The organism is Psychrobacillus vulpis (genome assembly GCF_006861825.1).
Classification (GTDB): domain Bacteria; phylum Bacillota; class Bacilli; order Bacillales_A; family Planococcaceae; genus Psychrobacillus; species Psychrobacillus vulpis.
The window spans coordinates 104,168-118,872 of sequence record NZ_VDGI01000007.1; the positions used below are offsets into that span (position 1 = coordinate 104,168).

Below are 14,705 nucleotides of genomic sequence, written 5' to 3' on the forward strand. Positions count from 1 at the left end.
CTCCTTTTTATATCTCTTATATATATCAAACGTTTAACGTTTAATACCTACTATTATCCGAGACGTTGTCTAGCATCTGCGGATCGACGAATCGCTTGACCAACATAATTTATTGCAAGCATCAATAATAAAATTAATAAAGATGCGGGCAACCATACCCACCATTTTTCTTGTAAAATGAGTGGATTATTCGCATAACTTACTAGCGTTCCTAAACTTGGAACAGATTGTGGTAATCCAAATCCTAAATAAGATAATCCCGTTTCAAGTCCAACATTTCCAGCAAAACTGAGTGTCATATCTACAATTAGTATTGAGCTTATATTCGGCATAATTTCTGTAAAAATAATTTTAGCATCCCCCGTACCCATCGTTTTAGATGCATTTACATAATCTCGTCTACTCTCAGTAAGTGATTTACTTCGAACAAGTCGTGCAGTGCTTACCCAAAGAAAAGCACTCATAATGAAAATGAAAGTCACTACATTGTATTTAGGAATGATTACTACGAAAACAATAATAATCATTAATACTGGAATCGTAATGAAAAAATCAATGATACGCATGAAAATATTATCGATCAAACCACCAAAGTAACCAGTTATTAAACCAACAGCAATCCCAAAAATTCCGGTAATAATTGTAACGGATAATGCTATAGTAATAGAGTTACGAGCACCGAGTATTAGCTGTGCTAAAATAGAACGGCCTCCTTGGTCTGCTCCAAGGAAAAACTTATCTCCTGGTTCTGCAAATTTGTCTCGAAGACTTACTTTCATTAATGTTTCTTGATCTAAAAAAAATGCTGCAACATAAATTCCAAGAATGACTGTAACTAATCCTATTAAAGAAAACATAGCTAATTTATCTTTTTTAAACTCCCGTGCTATTACTTGAATACCAGTAGGAGGAGAACTAATAATATTTTCATTGATATCTTTTACATTTCCTACATTTACACTCATCTTTCCCTCTCTCCTTAACCTGTATTTTCGTCAATCTATCCTAATGCGAGGATCTACAATACTCATGATGATATCGGACAATAGACTACCCAATAATGTTAAGAAGCCTAAAAGTAAGACTAATGCTGTAATGACACTATAGTCTCGTGATGTAATGGATTGAACAAACAACTGGCCCATTCCTGGATACCCGAAAATAGTTTCGATAAAGATTGATCCTCCTAATAACCCAGTAATCGTGAAACCAAGGAAAGCGGCAATTGGTAATAATGAATTTCTAAAAATATGTTTGCTATATACTTTACGAATTGGAATACCTTTACTTCGTGCTGTCCGTACATAATCCATCGATTTCGAATCAATTATTTCAGAACGAAGATATTGAATAACTCCAGTAGTTCCCAATATTGCATAAGTAATGGCCGGTAAAAGCATATGGTAAATTTTACTCCATATATACCCCCAAGATCCTTGATCGTATTTGATATCTACCGTACCTGTTGTTGGAAACCAGTGGAATTGATAACCAAACAAAAATAAGAAAATTAGTGAAAGTACGAATGTAGGAATAGCGTAACTAATAAAACTATACAAAACGATTGTTTTATCAAGGAATGTATCTTGATAACGCCCCGCTAAAACTCCTAAAGGAATGGCTATCAAATAAAGTAGAACAACACTTAATAACGATAACCAAAATGTATTCAATGCTCGGTCACCGATTAAATCAGCGACAGCTATTTTATACGTGTAGCTTTTCCCAAAATCTCCTTGAGCAGCATTTACAATCCAATTGTAATACTGAACATACCAAGGATCATAAAATCCGGCAGCTTCACGCAATTCCTCAAGCCGATTGGGATCTGATTCGGGTGTGATTAATCCTGTAAATGGATCCCCTGGCATAAAACTAGCTAAGATAAAAATAAGTAAACTTAATACAAATAACTGAGGAATCATTACTAGTACACGTCTTAAAATTGTTTTCCACATACTAGATGACCTCCTTATTTGTAGTGGTCATCGCTACTTTATGGATGACCTCCTTGTTTGTAGTGGTCATCGCTACTTTATGTGTATCTGAAAGAGAATATAAGTCAAACACACGACCATCCTCATCAAAATATTGATACTCTTCTTTTTGATAGTTTTGTTCCACAGTAATCCGTTCTCTTTTACGTGATTCCCTTGTGGAAGGTTCTATCGTTGGAATAGCAGATAATAATCGTTTCGTATAAATATGTTGAGGAGACTGATAGACATCTTGACGATTTCCAGACTCAACAAAACGTCCTTTATACATTATCGAAATATGATCACACATATGCTTTACTACACCTAAATCGTGTGAAATAAATAAATAACTCAGACCTAGTTCTTTTTGAATATCTTTCAAGTAATTCAATACTTGGGCTTGTACAGACAAGTCAAGAGCAGATACAGGCTCATCTGCTATAATCAATTTTGGATTTGTTGCAATAGCTCGTGCAATTCCAATACGTTGTTTTTGTCCTCCAGAAAATTCATGTGCGTATTTTAACTTTGCGTCTTCTGGCATTCCGACAATTGCTAGTAATTCATTAATTTTACGTTTTTCTTCTAAATCAGAAAGCTTCAAAAAGTTACGAATTGGTTCAGCGATAATATCTTGAACCCTTTTCCTTGGATTTAAACTAGAATTTGCATCTTGGAAAATCATTTGGATATCCTTGTTAAAACTAGAATTTCGATTACGACTTTTGTTTGTGACATCTTCTCCCTCGTATATAATACTTCCAGAAGTCACTTTCTCAAGTCCGATAATCGATTTGCCTGTCGTGGATTTACCACACCCAGATTCTCCAACCAAACCATAAGTTTTTCCTTTCTCAAACTCTAAACTGATGCCGTCAACTGCTAACACATTGTCTACAACTGCGTTAAAGAATCCCCCACGTATTGGGTAATGTACATGTAAATCATTAATTTGCATAAAACTCATTGGAAACTTCCTCCTCTTTCACCTTCAAAATGAAAGTGCTGCCAGCAAGTACATCTTACTAAGTGACCTGGAGAAATTTCATGAAGTATTGGATTTTCTTCATGAGCTCTAGCTGGAATCCATGGAATTCGTGATGAGAATCGGCATCCAGTTCTAGGTAACTTCACTAAAGATGGTACCAACCCTTGAATTACTTGTAATTTGTCATCTTCACTATTCATTTGAGGGATTGAATTGAACAATGACCGAGTATATGGATGTTGCGGATTCGAGAATAATTCGTCTACAGGAGCTTCTTCAATAATTTGACCGGCATACATTACAGCAACTCTATCTGCTACTTCAGCAACTACACCTAAATCATGTGTTATTAATATAATTCCAGCTCCTGTTTCTGCTTGAAGATCTATTAATAAATCCAGTATTTGCGCTTGAATAGTAACATCTAGTGCTGTTGTAGGCTCATCTGCTATTATAATTTTTGGTTTACAAGAAATTGCAATAGCTATAATGACACGTTGACGCATACCACCCGAAAGTTGATGTGGAAATTGTCTTATGACTCGTTTTGGTTTAGGAATTCCAACCTGACTTAATAATTCAAGCACACGCTTTTCCCTTGCATCCTTTGAAAGATTTGTATGATATATTAATCCTTCTTCAATTTGCTCTCCAATTCGCATTAAGGGATTTAATGCAGATAACGGATCTTGGAAAATCATCCCTATTTCTTCACCACGAACTTTATTAAAGTTGTCTTCATCTAGAAGGGCAAGGTTTAAACCGTTGTATGATATCTCACCTTGAACCTTCGTTTTGTTATGATCATGAAGTCCAATAATAGATGTTGCTAATGTACTTTTTCCACAACCTGATTCTCCAACAATGGCAAGGATTTCATTTTTCTTTAATGTAATCGATACCCCATCGACTGCATCGTAATATGTATCTTTAATTCGGAATCCAGTATGTAAATCTTTTATCGTTAAAAGTTCACCCGTCATATTATAATTAACTCCTTTCTCCTAAAACCTATTTACGGTGTGCAACATCTAATTACTTCCTATGATATGAGAATAGGGAGAATTAATAACCTATTTTGGAAAATGTATACTTAATCACCCCTTCATTTCTAATTTTCCATTTTTCTGTTTTTTGCTACTCTTAAGTGTAAATTTTATTACAGTATTATTTCTATAGCAATACATTTTTAGACTATTCTCTTTATTCAGTATATTTCGACAAACTTAATTGAATAAAAAAATCAATACTATCAACGTTTTAATTTAAAAATATAAATTTAAAAATAATTTTAACAGACAGAATATTTAGTCGTATTTCGACATTTTTTTACTGTTTTTTTCTATTACGTTAGTAAATCAATCTGCTAAAGTATTGAATTATCAACGTTTCTGGAACACAAAAAAGCAATTCCAAAATAAATGGAATTGCTTTTTTACAACATTTAATATTTAATAAAATTTTATTTTACTTTTTGAATAAGATACTTGCATTATGTCCGCCAAATCCAAGTGAATTACTCATAGCATATTGGATTTCTGCTTTTCTTGCACTATTTGGCACATAATCTAAATCACATTCAGGATCTGGAGTTTCTAAATTCATCGTAGGTGGTAAAATTCCTTCTTTTAAAGCCAATACTGTGAAAATCGCTTCCACTCCACCCGCTGCCCCGAGCAAGTGACCAGTCATTGACTTTGTAGAACTCATAGCTAATTTATATGCATGTTCACCAAAAACTGATTTCACTGCAAGTGTTTCAAATTGATCATTATATGGAGTACTTGTGCCATGTGCATTGATATAGTCCACTTGTTCAGGACTAATATCCGCATCTTCTATTGCTTGTTGCATTGCACGTGCAGCTCCTTCTCCTTCAGGTGCTGGAGCAGTAATATGATGTGCATCACCAGTAGAGCCATAACCAATAATTTCAGCATAAATTTTTGCTCCACGCGCAACTGCATGCTCATATTCTTCTAATATAAGAATTCCTGCTCCCTCACCAATAACAAATCCATCACGATTTGCATCAAATGGTCTTGAAGCAGTTTGTGGATCTGTATTTAATGTAAGTGCAGTATTTGAACAAAATCCTGCAACTGACATATGCGTGATCGGTGACTCTGCTCCACCAGTAATCATCACGTCTGCATCTCCACGTTCAATCACTTTGAATGCATCCCCTATGGAGTTTGTACCTGAAGCACAAGCAGTAACCGTACATGAATTGATTGCTTTTGCTCCAAAATGAATAGATACTTGACCAGCTGCCATATCAGGAATCATCATTGGTACAAAAAACGGACTAACACGACGCGCTCCCTTTTCTAGAAATACTCGGAATTGTGCTTCATATGTTTCCATACCACCGATTCCTGAACCAATCCATACACCAGTGCGAAGTCCTAATTCTTCTGTGATCGTTAAATTTGCATCCTCTACAGCCATAATAGAAGCCGCAAGTGCATAATGAGTGAAACGATCCATTTTACGAGCATCTTTCTTTTCAATATATTTCTCTATATCAAAGTCTTTTACTTCCGCTGCCACTTTTGCTGAAAACTGACTTGCATCTAAACGTGTAAGCATTCCTACACCTGATTTTCCTTCTTTAATCCCAGCCCAAGTCGTTTCAACATCATTTCCTAGTGGAGTCACAGCTCCTACTCCTGTTACTACAACTCTGCGTTTCGTCATGAATATTCATCCTTCCGAAGTTCTTCGTTTATTTTCCCCATTTAAGTGTAATTGCTCCCCAAGTCAATCCGCCACCAAATCCAACCATGACAATAATATCGTCATCTTTAACTTTCCCATTAATTACTTCTTCTTTTAAAGAAAGTGGGATGGACGCGGATGATGTATTACCATACTTGTGAATCGTTTTTGACATTTTTTCGACAGGTAATGCTAGTCTTTCTCTCGAAGCATCCATTATACGGATATTTGCTTGATGAGGGATTAACATGTCGATATCCTCTTTTGAAAGCCCAGCCTTCTCTATTACATTAACTGCTGACTCACCCATTTGTCTAACAGCAAACTTAAATACTTCTCGTCCGTTCATTGTAATATAAGAACCGTCTTGTAATAAGTACTTTCCGCCACTTCCGTTAGCACCAAGTTCAAAAGATAATATTCCTCTACCTTCTGATACTTTACTTACTATTGCAGCACCAGCACCGTCACCAAATAAGACAGCAGTGTTACGATCTTCCCAGTTTGTAACTTTGGATAATTTTTCTACCCCTACTACAAGTACGTGAGAATAAGCATTAGATTCTACAAATTGTTTTGCTGTAACTAATCCGTACATAAACCCAGCGCATGCAGCAGAAATATCCATTGCTGCTGCATTTGTTGCACCAAGTTTATCTTGTAGTATAGTTGCTACACTTGGGAACGGACGATCTGGTGTTACTGTTGCAACAAGGATTAAACCAATTTGATCTGCAGAAATCCCAGCATCTTTAATAGCCTCTTTTGCTGCTGCTAATGCCATATCGGATGTATCTTCTTCAGGCCTCGCAATTCTACGTTCTTCTATTCCAGTTCTAGTGCGAATCCATTCATCGGATGTATCTACTTTTTTTTCAAGGTCTTCATTTGTTAGTACTTGTTCAGGTGCATACGTACCTAAACCAATAATCCCTGCATTCATGAAAGTTCCTCTTTTCTTATAATCTATTATTAGTACCTGGTAATAATAATAACGAATTTATGTACATTTTTCAACAACATAGTTTGAAACTACAAATATTCTTTTGAAAAAGCCAGTGTTATGATATGATAAACATAGTAAAAATAGCTTGAGGTGAACTTATAATGAAATATATCATGACAATTTTCTGGTCAGTAATTTTAGTAACTATGTTAAATTATGTAGTTAGCTCCGTACAAAACGTAGATTTTATCTTAATGAATGGATTAATCATGTCTATTCCAGTTGCAATTATGATTTTCATCATCTCTGCAATACTTCCAAACGATCCAACACCATCTGAACATCACTAAAAAACAGCTCCCAATAGGAGCTGTTTCAGACAGTAGACAAATTCGATAATATCGAGTTTGACTACTGTCTTTTTTCTTTTAAACGGAATGAAGACTAATTGAGTACGGAAAAAGTTACTCGCTTTCCGAGGACGAACCGTCAAGCCTCCTCCTCGCTTCGATGAGGGCACTGAAAAAGACCTCCAAGAGATTTCATAGAGAGTATGGTGAATGACAAGTTGTTCACATACTCTCTTTTTATTAGGAAATCGTTGATTTCCGTTCCAGGCGGACGCTTTCCGCCGGCATGGCCTCAGCCGCTTCCCTCGCTACGCTCAGTCCAGGGTCTTCAGCTCATGCTATTCCGGCTGGAGTCGCCGCCTTCCCCTCCAATCAACTAGCATCCACCTATTCTTCTAAAAACCTTCTTCGTTTATAATAGAGAGACTAACTAATGGTGAAAAATGAGCAAGAATAAGTAAAATAATAAGGCACTTTTTGTTCAATAACGAGCAAAAAGTGCCTTACTTTTTCATTTATAAAGATTGAAATGATAAAAACGAGGTTTTTCAGTGCCCTCGCTTCGATCGTGCGTGGTCTTGGACGATCGTTTTTCCGCAGGAGTCTCGCAACTTTTTCCTCTATGTATTGAATTAAGAAGTAGTTAAGCGATGATGTCCTAATACATACTAAATGGACACGAATAGCTAGAGATGATTAAGTCTTTTTTATTTCTAGAAAATCGTTGAAATGGCGACACTCCTGCGGGAATAGCGTTAGTCGAAGACCCCGCAGCGTAGCGAGGAGGCTGAGTCAACGCCCGCGGAAAGGGAGGCCACTGAAAAAGTCACTTTTTTTCAAAAAATAAAAACGAAATCCCATAATTCCTTCACTTTTTAGGGTGTTTATGGGGACGTCATGCCAATTTTGATACAAATATACTTCTCAAGTGGTGACTTTATTTTCTGAATTTTGGTTTTTCAGTGGCCTCCGGAAAGGGAGCCGTTTCAACGATTTTCTTTTTGATTGAAATATTAGACAATCTGATCTGGAAACTTCGAATTATAGGGACTTTTTCATTTCTAGAAAATCGTTGAATAAGGCGACACTCCAGCGGGAATAGCGTTAGTCGAAGACCCCACAGCGTAGCGAGGAGGCTGAGGCAACGCCCGCGGAAAGAGAGCCGTTTCAACGATTTTCTTTTTGATTGAAATATTAGACAATCTCATCTGGAAACTTCGAATTATAGGGACCTTTTCATTTCTAGAAAACGTTGAAATGGTGACACTCCAGCGGGAATAGCGTTAGTCGAAGACCCCGCAGCGCAGCGAGGAGACTGAAGCAACGCCCGCGGAAAGGGAGCTGGTTCAACGATTTTCTTTTTGGTTGGATTATTATAACAACCTCATCTATCAAATTCGAATTATAGGGACTTTTTCATTTTTAGTAAATCGTTGGAATGGCGACACTCCTGCGGGAATAGCGTTAGTCGAAGACCCCACAGCGTAGCGAGGAGGCTGAGGCAACGCCCGCGGAAAGAGAGCCGTTTCAACGATTTTCTTTTTGAAGAAGCATCATCATGGAAATACCCACGGAATTGAAAAAAATGGATAAAATTAAAAGGTTTCGAGATTTTCCAACATTACCGAAACCTTTTGTCTTCAATCTGAAACAGCTCCCAATAGGAGCTGTTTTTTTAATTCAATACTAATTGACCATCCACAATTGAAGCTACTACTGTACTTCCCGGTAGAACGGTTCCTCCAAGTAAAAGCTTAGCTACCGCTGTTTCTAGATTCCGTTGAATAAATCGTTTCAAAGGTCTTGCACCAAAAGCAGCGTCTGTTCCTTCTGACACAATCCAACCGATAACCTCTTCATCTACTTGTAACATAATCTCTTGTTCCAACACACGAGCTTGAAGTTGTTTTACATATTTTTCAGCGATTTTTTCGAAATGCTGCGCCGTTAAAGAATGGAACATGATGATATCGTCTAACCGATTTAAAAGCTCAGGTTTAAAATATTCACGCAAAGTAGCCATAACTAGAGTCTCTTCTTCCTCTTCAATAACTCCAGTTGTATTCGAAAGATATTGAGAACCTATATTTGATGTTAATATGACGATCGTATTCGTAAAATTAACAATTCTACCTTGGCTATCTGTAATTCGACCATCATCCATTAGTTGCAATAAAATATTAGCAACATCTGGATGTGCTTTTTCTATTTCATCTAAAAGCACAACAGAATATGGATTTCTACGAACTGCTTCCGTTAACTGGCCACCCTCTTCATACCCTATATAACCAGGAGGTGCACCAACTAGACGAGAGACACTGTGCTTCTCCATGTACTCGGACATATCAATGCGTATAAAATGCTCTTCCGAATCAAATAAGTTTGCTGCTAACGATTTAGCAAGTTCTGTTTTTCCTACTCCAGTCGGCCCTAAAAATAAGAATGAACCAATAGGCTTTTTAGGATCTTTTATACCTGCTCTTGCACGCCATACTGCTTCCGTAACTAATTGCACAGCTTGGTCTTGTCCAACTACTCTTTCCCCAAGTGTTTCTTTTAAACGTAAAAGCTTTTCTCTTTCACCTTCTACTAGTTTCGTTACTGGAATACCAGTCCATCTAGAAACAATGGATGCAATCTCTTCCGCTGTTACTTCTTCACGCAACAAGCGTGATTCTGATTCTTGATTTACTTGTTGCTCGTAACTTTGCAGTTCCTTTTCTAGAGTAGGTATTTTACCATGTCGAAGTTCTGCAGCTTTATTCAAATCATATTTATTTTCTGCTTCTTCCAGTTCACGTCTATATCGATCGAGCTCTTCTCTTTTTTGTTGAATAACTTGAATTGCTTCTTTTTCTTGCTGCCATTTACTCCGCATTTCACTCGATGATTGATCTAATTCGAGTAAGTCTTGTCGCAATTGTTCAAGTCTCTTACGACTAGCAACATCTATTTCTTTCATCAATGCCTGCTCCTCTATTTGGAGTTGCATCATTTTTCTCGTTACTTCATCTAATTCTTGTGGCATGGAGTCTATTTCTGTACGAATCATTGCACATGCTTCATCAACTAAATCGATTGCTTTATCTGGAAGAAAACGTTCTGTAATATATCTATTGGAAAGCTCCGCAGCAGCGACTATCGCTCTATCGTGAATCCGAACACCATGATGTAATTCAAATCGCTCTTTCAATCCTCGCAAAATAGAAACAGTGTCTTCTATGGAAGGCTCTCGTACTAAAACTTGTTGAAATCTTCTTTCTAGAGCAGGGTCTTTTTCGATGTACATCCGATATTCATCTAATGTTGTTGCTCCGATACAATGCAATTCACCGCGAGCAAGCATTGGTTTTAGCATATTACCAGCATCCATTGCTCCATCTGTTTTTCCGGCACCTACAATTGTATGAATTTCATCGATAAATAAAATAATTTGACCTTCGCTATCTTTTACTTGCTTCAAAACAGCTTGTAAACGCTCTTCAAATTCTCCCCGATATTTAGCTCCTGCTATTAATGAGCTCATATCTAATTCAAAAATTTGTTTCTCTTTTAGTCCTTCTGGAACATCTTTTCGAACTATTCTTTGTGCTAATCCTTCTACAATTGCTGTTTTACCTACACCAGGTTCTCCGATAAGCACGGGATTGTTTTTTGTTTTTCTAGATAATATTCGAATGACGTCTCTTATTTCTTGATCCCTGCCAATAACAGGGTCCATTTTCCCTTCTTTAACTGCTGAAACCAAATTACGTCCATACGTTTCTAAAGGACTTTTTTCTTCTTGTTGTTTCATCTGCATAACCAAACATCTCCTTTGAAATAGTTTGACCTTTTTTGACTAATTCAATTATAAGTTTTCACAATACACTTTGTAAAGAAAAGTGATTTATTGACATTAGTTTAATATGCTATTATTGTATTAAAGATGGAAAGGTTGTGTTGATAAATGGATGAAAATACATTTTCTTCGACTGGTATTTATTCATTGTTTGAACAATTTGGTTCCATTAATAAAATCGAGAAAGACCAGCCAATATTTCATGAGGGTGAACGTTCCGAGGATGTTTATTATATTCAATCCGGTTCTGTCAGAATTACAAAAGATACAGAAAGCGGAAGAATTCTTACACTTAAAATAGCTGGTCCTCAAAATATCATTGGAGAGACTACTGTTTTTTGTGACGTAGTTTATCATTCTGTTTCAGCCAATGCAATAGAGCCTACGTATGTATTTACTCTCTCTCGAGCTCAACTTGAAAATTTTCTAAAAACCTCTCCAGAACTACTAATGGAGTGGATGAAAGTTATTCAAGTAAATAATTTAAAGAACGAGACTAGATTTAGAGATTTATTATTACATGGAAAAAAAGGTGCTCTTTTTTCTACGTTGATTCGTCTTTGTAACACTTACGGAATCCAACAAGAGGACGGTAGCATTATCATTAATTATTATTTGACCAATCAAGAACTTGCCAATTTTTGTGCAACAAGTAGAGAAGTTGTCAATCGTATGTTGAACGATATGAAAAAATCCGGTGTCGTTACATTTAGCAAAGGAATTATAACGATTCATAACATCCAATATTTACGTAAAGAAATCGAATGTGAAAATTGTCCGTTATATATATGTCGAATAGATTAAAAGAGCAATTTCTTCTATTAATAACTACAGAAGAAACTGCTCTTTTCTTTTAGTACGAACTTTGAATATAAAATTTTTGAGTTCAATTGGTAATTATCTAATCCCTAATGCAATTTTCGCATAACGAGACATATTCTCTTTTGACCATGGTGGACTGAAAACGATATTGACTTCTGTTTCTTTTACTTCTGGTAACTCACCAAGTGCTGTTTTGACTTGATCGACAATCATTGGACCCATTGGGCATCCAATAGAAGTAAGAGTCATTGTAACTTTTGCAATTCCTTCTTCTGTTAACTCGACATCATATACTAAACCTAAATTGACAATGTCAATACCAAGCTCAGGGTCAATGACATTTTCAAGTGCACTCATCATACTATCTTTCATTTCTTGTTCCATACGTATAAAACCTCCTAACCACTTTCATCCATCATAACAAACTACACTAGTTATGCCAAATTGTCTGCTAGCCATTTTGTTGCTGCTAGCAATCCTTTACGACTAACAGCATGACCTGCGGATTTTTCTTTCATAAATACTAAATTTTTAGAGCCATACTGTTCTGTAAATTCTTTAATAAATTCAGCAGTTGAAGTAAAAGGTACTACAGCGTCTTTCTCACCGTGCCAAAAAAACATCGGTCTATCAGCAAGTTTTTCTATATGATATGTAGCATCGAACTTAGATAATGTTCGAAACATATTTTCTTTTTCTTCCTCATTCAATGGAATGTGAAAACCTTTTTGTTCATATCCAGCTATTTGTGCTTTCGCAAGTTGAACATAGCCTGGTGTTCCCATCATAATAGCAGAAGCATCAACCCAAGGATATACTGTTAAGCAGCCTAAAGTTGTTATTCCACCCATTGATGTACCAGCTAGCCCTATTTTTTGATTCTTCCAATATCCTCGTGTGATTAATTCATGTTTAAGCTTTCCTACCTCTTCAATAGAAGTTAATACGATTTCCCAAAAGCGAAGACTAATTTCTACTTCATCTAGTTTTTCTTCCCTCTCTCCATGTAAATGAGCATCAGGTAATAAAACCCTATATCCTTGGTTAACTAATCGATATGCATAATGTAAGTTATGCTCCTTCGCACTTTCAAAACCATGCAAAAAGATAATGATAGGCGAATCATTGTTTATTTCATCATTATATATATGTAGTAAAGGAATATTATCCCAACACTCCGAATTCACGATCATTTTATAACCCACCTTCTTTATTCAATTATTATTTTAACAAAGTAATTGGAATTTACAAAAGTATATGTCTTTTCATTTTGACGTAAATACATGAAAACGATACACTCTATGTATAGAAGGAAAGGAGTTTTCTAAATGCAACGCCACTTAATTGTGTTAGATTTGGATGGAACTTTATTAACTGATGAGAAAGTAATATCAGAAAAAACGAAAAAAACACTATTACTTGCAAAACAAGAAGGTCATGAAATAATGATTGCAACAGGAAGACCCTATAGATCAAGTGAAATGTATTATAAAGAACTAGGATTAAATACACCTATTGTCAATTTTAATGGGGCATTTGTCCATCATCCGACGAATACTGCCTGGAATTCTATCCATACACCTATTGAACTTAATGTAGTAAAAGAGGTTGTAGAAGCTGTCCAAAATTTTTCTATTAAAAATATGCTCGCAGAAGTTTTAGATGACGTATACTTACACTATCATGATGAACATATGATTTCTGCATTTGCACTTGGAAATCCGCTCATTACAACAGGGGACTTACGAACCTTTTTAAAAAGTGATCCGACGAGCTTACTAATTCACGCTGAAGAAGACTCTGTTGATTTAGTTCGCAAACATTTGGAAGATGTTCATGCAGAAGTAATTGATCATCGTCGTTGGGGAGCTCCTTGGGATGTAATTGAAGTAATTCGAAACGGCTTAAATAAAGCAGTTGGATTAGCTCACGTCTCCGATTATTTAAATATTCCAAAGGATAGAATCATTGCGTTTGGCGATGAAGACAATGATTTAGAAATGATTGAGTTTGCAGGAGTTGGTGTTGCAATGGGTAATGCAATTGCTCCACTTCAGAATATCGCAAATGAAATCACTTTATCAAATAATGACGATGGTATTGCAGAATTCTTGATAGACCGATTAAACTTAAAAAATAGTAAATACTTAGGAGGATGAAAATGAAGTTATTTGCTGATAGTGCGAGTGATTTACCAAAATCTTTTTTTGAGGTACATAATGTAGAATTAGTTCCACTTAGAGTTCAAATTGACGATCAGGAATTTGAAGATATTGTTGGAATTGATTCAAAAGATGTTTACGTAGCAATTAGAGATGGAAAACATCCAAAAACATCTCAAGCTTCACCTGAGCTATTTTTAAGAATTTTTGAAGATCTTGCTAAATCTGGAGAAGAAGGATTATATATTGCCTTCTCTTCTGCTTTGTCTGGAACATATAGTACTGCAGTAATGATGAAAGAACAGTTACTAGATTCGTATCCGGATTTAAAATTAACTATTATTGATTCGAAATGTGCTTCACTAGGCTACGGTCTTCTTGTTAAGGAAGCTGTACGTTTAAGAGATGCTGGAATGGACCTACCATCAATCGAAGCAAAAATTAGATTTGCCGCAGCTCATATGGAGCATCTTTTCACAGTAGAAGACTTAGATTATATGGCCCGTGGGGGAAGAGTTTCCAAAGCGAGTGCATTTATTGGCGGACTACTTAATATTAAGCCATTGCTTCATGTGGAAGAAGGGAAACTTGTTCCAATTGAAAAAATTCGTGGGCGCAAAAAAGTAATTAAACGCATGATTGATGTCATGGGAGATCGTGGAGATCGTTTAGAGGAACAAACTATTGCAATTAGTCATGGTGATGATGAAGCAACTGCCTTAGAACTGAAACAATTAATCGAAGAACGATTCCATCCTAAAGATATCGAGATTCATCTTATCGGTTCAACTGTTGGTGCACACGCAGGACCTGGGACATTAGCATTATTCTTTTTAAATAAATTACAAGATTAATGGAATTATATATTTTTAACTATATCAAGTTTAAACGAAACT

Annotated in this window: 13 protein-coding genes; 4 read left to right on the forward strand and 9 right to left on the reverse strand. The window is 36.0% G+C overall.

All coding sequences use genetic code 11. The features are described 5' to 3' along the window. Positions 1-53: 53 nt before the first annotated feature. The 6 genes from FG384_RS08690 to FG384_RS08715 form a co-directional block, all read right to left on the reverse strand. On the reverse strand, positions 54-965 hold the full coding sequence (locus FG384_RS08690) for an ABC transporter permease (RefSeq protein ID WP_142642205.1): 912 nt from the start codon (positions 963-965) through the stop codon (positions 54-56). 30 nt (positions 966-995) lie between these two features. Beyond that, entirely contained in the window at positions 996-1,958 is a 963-nt protein-coding gene (gene opp4B / locus FG384_RS08695; RefSeq protein ID WP_142642206.1) for an oligopeptide ABC transporter permease, read from the reverse strand. Between the two features lies 1 nt (position 1,959). After that, on the reverse strand, positions 1,960-2,946 hold the full coding sequence (locus FG384_RS08700; protein ID WP_142642207.1) for an ATP-binding cassette domain-containing protein: 987 nt from the start codon (positions 2,944-2,946) through the stop codon (positions 1,960-1,962). Beyond that, a complete protein-coding gene (locus tag FG384_RS08705; protein WP_142642208.1) occupies positions 2,943-3,950 on the reverse strand; it encodes an ABC transporter ATP-binding protein in 1,008 nt (335 codons plus the stop codon). Before FG384_RS08705 ends, FG384_RS08700 begins: the two co-directional genes overlap by 4 nt. A gap of 484 nt (positions 3,951-4,434) precedes the next feature. Beyond that, on the reverse strand, positions 4,435-5,667 hold the full coding sequence (gene fabF, locus FG384_RS08710; RefSeq protein ID WP_142642209.1) for a beta-ketoacyl-ACP synthase II: 1,233 nt from the start codon (positions 5,665-5,667) through the stop codon (positions 4,435-4,437). 28 nt (positions 5,668-5,695) lie between these two features. After that, complete coding sequence (locus FG384_RS08715) at positions 5,696-6,631, reverse strand: beta-ketoacyl-ACP synthase III (protein ID WP_142642210.1); 936 nt, start codon at positions 6,629-6,631, stop codon at positions 5,696-5,698. 164 nt (positions 6,632-6,795) lie between these two features. Here FG384_RS08715 and FG384_RS08720 point away from each other — a divergent pair, with 164 nt between their 5' ends. Then, complete coding sequence (locus FG384_RS08720; protein WP_142642211.1) at positions 6,796-6,984, forward strand: YjzD family protein; 189 nt, start codon at positions 6,796-6,798, stop codon at positions 6,982-6,984. A 1,675-nt stretch (positions 6,985-8,659) separates the two neighbouring features. On the opposite strand, the gene FG384_RS08725 is transcribed toward FG384_RS08720, so the two are convergent. After that, complete coding sequence (locus FG384_RS08725; RefSeq protein WP_142642212.1) at positions 8,660-10,786, reverse strand: ATP-dependent Clp protease ATP-binding subunit; 2,127 nt, start codon at positions 10,784-10,786, stop codon at positions 8,660-8,662. 147 nt (positions 10,787-10,933) lie between these two features. Between FG384_RS08725 and FG384_RS08730 the strand changes: the two genes are divergently transcribed. Beyond that, the gene (locus FG384_RS08730) at positions 10,934-11,629 is read left to right on the forward strand and encodes a Crp/Fnr family transcriptional regulator (RefSeq protein ID WP_142642213.1); all 696 of its coding nucleotides are present in this window, start codon (positions 10,934-10,936) and stop codon (positions 11,627-11,629) included. Between the two features lie 93 nt (positions 11,630-11,722). Here the strand turns inward: FG384_RS08730 and FG384_RS08735 are convergent, their stop codons facing one another. Together FG384_RS08735 and FG384_RS08740 are read right to left on the reverse strand one after the other, a co-directional pair. Beyond that, positions 11,723-12,031: a metal-sulfur cluster assembly factor gene (locus FG384_RS08735; RefSeq protein WP_142642214.1), complete on the reverse strand. Its 309-nt coding sequence runs from the start codon at positions 12,029-12,031 to the stop codon at positions 11,723-11,725. A gap of 50 nt (positions 12,032-12,081) precedes the next feature. Beyond that, on the reverse strand, positions 12,082-12,840 hold the full coding sequence (locus FG384_RS08740) for a prolyl oligopeptidase family serine peptidase (RefSeq protein ID WP_142642215.1): 759 nt from the start codon (positions 12,838-12,840) through the stop codon (positions 12,082-12,084). Between the two features lie 135 nt (positions 12,841-12,975). Between FG384_RS08740 and FG384_RS08745 the strand changes: the two genes are divergently transcribed. Continuing rightward, a complete protein-coding gene (locus tag FG384_RS08745) occupies positions 12,976-13,806 on the forward strand; it encodes a Cof-type HAD-IIB family hydrolase (RefSeq protein WP_142642216.1) in 831 nt (276 codons plus the stop codon). Positions 13,807-13,808: 2 nt separating this feature from the next. Continuing rightward, positions 13,809-14,663, forward strand: coding sequence for a DegV family protein (locus FG384_RS08750; protein WP_142642217.1), 855 nt, complete (start codon positions 13,809-13,811; stop codon positions 14,661-14,663). Positions 14,664-14,705 lie beyond the last annotated feature (42 nt).

Bases quoted from the DNA above. Each gene is read 5' to 3' on its own strand.
- opp4B (WP_142642206.1), bottom strand. From the start codon at position 1,958: ATGTGGAAAACAATTTTAAGACGTGTACTAGTAATGATTCCTCAGTTA.
- FG384_RS08740 (WP_142642215.1), bottom strand. From the start codon at position 12,840: ATGATCGTGAATTCGGAGTGTTGGGATAATATTCCTTTACTACATATA.
- FG384_RS08725 (WP_142642212.1), bottom strand. From the start codon at position 10,786: ATGCAGATGAAACAACAAGAAGAAAAAAGTCCTTTAGAAACGTATGGA.
- FG384_RS08700 (WP_142642207.1), bottom strand. From the start codon at position 2,946: ATGAGTTTTATGCAAATTAATGATTTACATGTACATTACCCAATACGT.
- FG384_RS08705 (WP_142642208.1), bottom strand. From the start codon at position 3,950: ATGACGGGTGAACTTTTAACGATAAAAGATTTACATACTGGATTCCGA.
- FG384_RS08750 (WP_142642217.1), top strand. From the start codon at position 13,809: ATGAAGTTATTTGCTGATAGTGCGAGTGATTTACCAAAATCTTTTTTT.
- fabF (WP_142642209.1), bottom strand. From the start codon at position 5,667: ATGACGAAACGCAGAGTTGTAGTAACAGGAGTAGGAGCTGTGACTCCA.
- FG384_RS08715 (WP_142642210.1), bottom strand. From the start codon at position 6,631: ATGAATGCAGGGATTATTGGTTTAGGTACGTATGCACCTGAACAAGTA.
- FG384_RS08735 (WP_142642214.1), bottom strand. From the start codon at position 12,031: ATGGAACAAGAAATGAAAGATAGTATGATGAGTGCACTTGAAAATGTC.
- FG384_RS08690 (WP_142642205.1), bottom strand. From the start codon at position 965: ATGAGTGTAAATGTAGGAAATGTAAAAGATATCAATGAAAATATTATT.
- FG384_RS08745 (WP_142642216.1), top strand. From the start codon at position 12,976: ATGCAACGCCACTTAATTGTGTTAGATTTGGATGGAACTTTATTAACT.
- FG384_RS08720 (WP_142642211.1), top strand. From the start codon at position 6,796: ATGAAATATATCATGACAATTTTCTGGTCAGTAATTTTAGTAACTATG.
- FG384_RS08730 (WP_142642213.1), top strand. From the start codon at position 10,934: ATGGATGAAAATACATTTTCTTCGACTGGTATTTATTCATTGTTTGAA.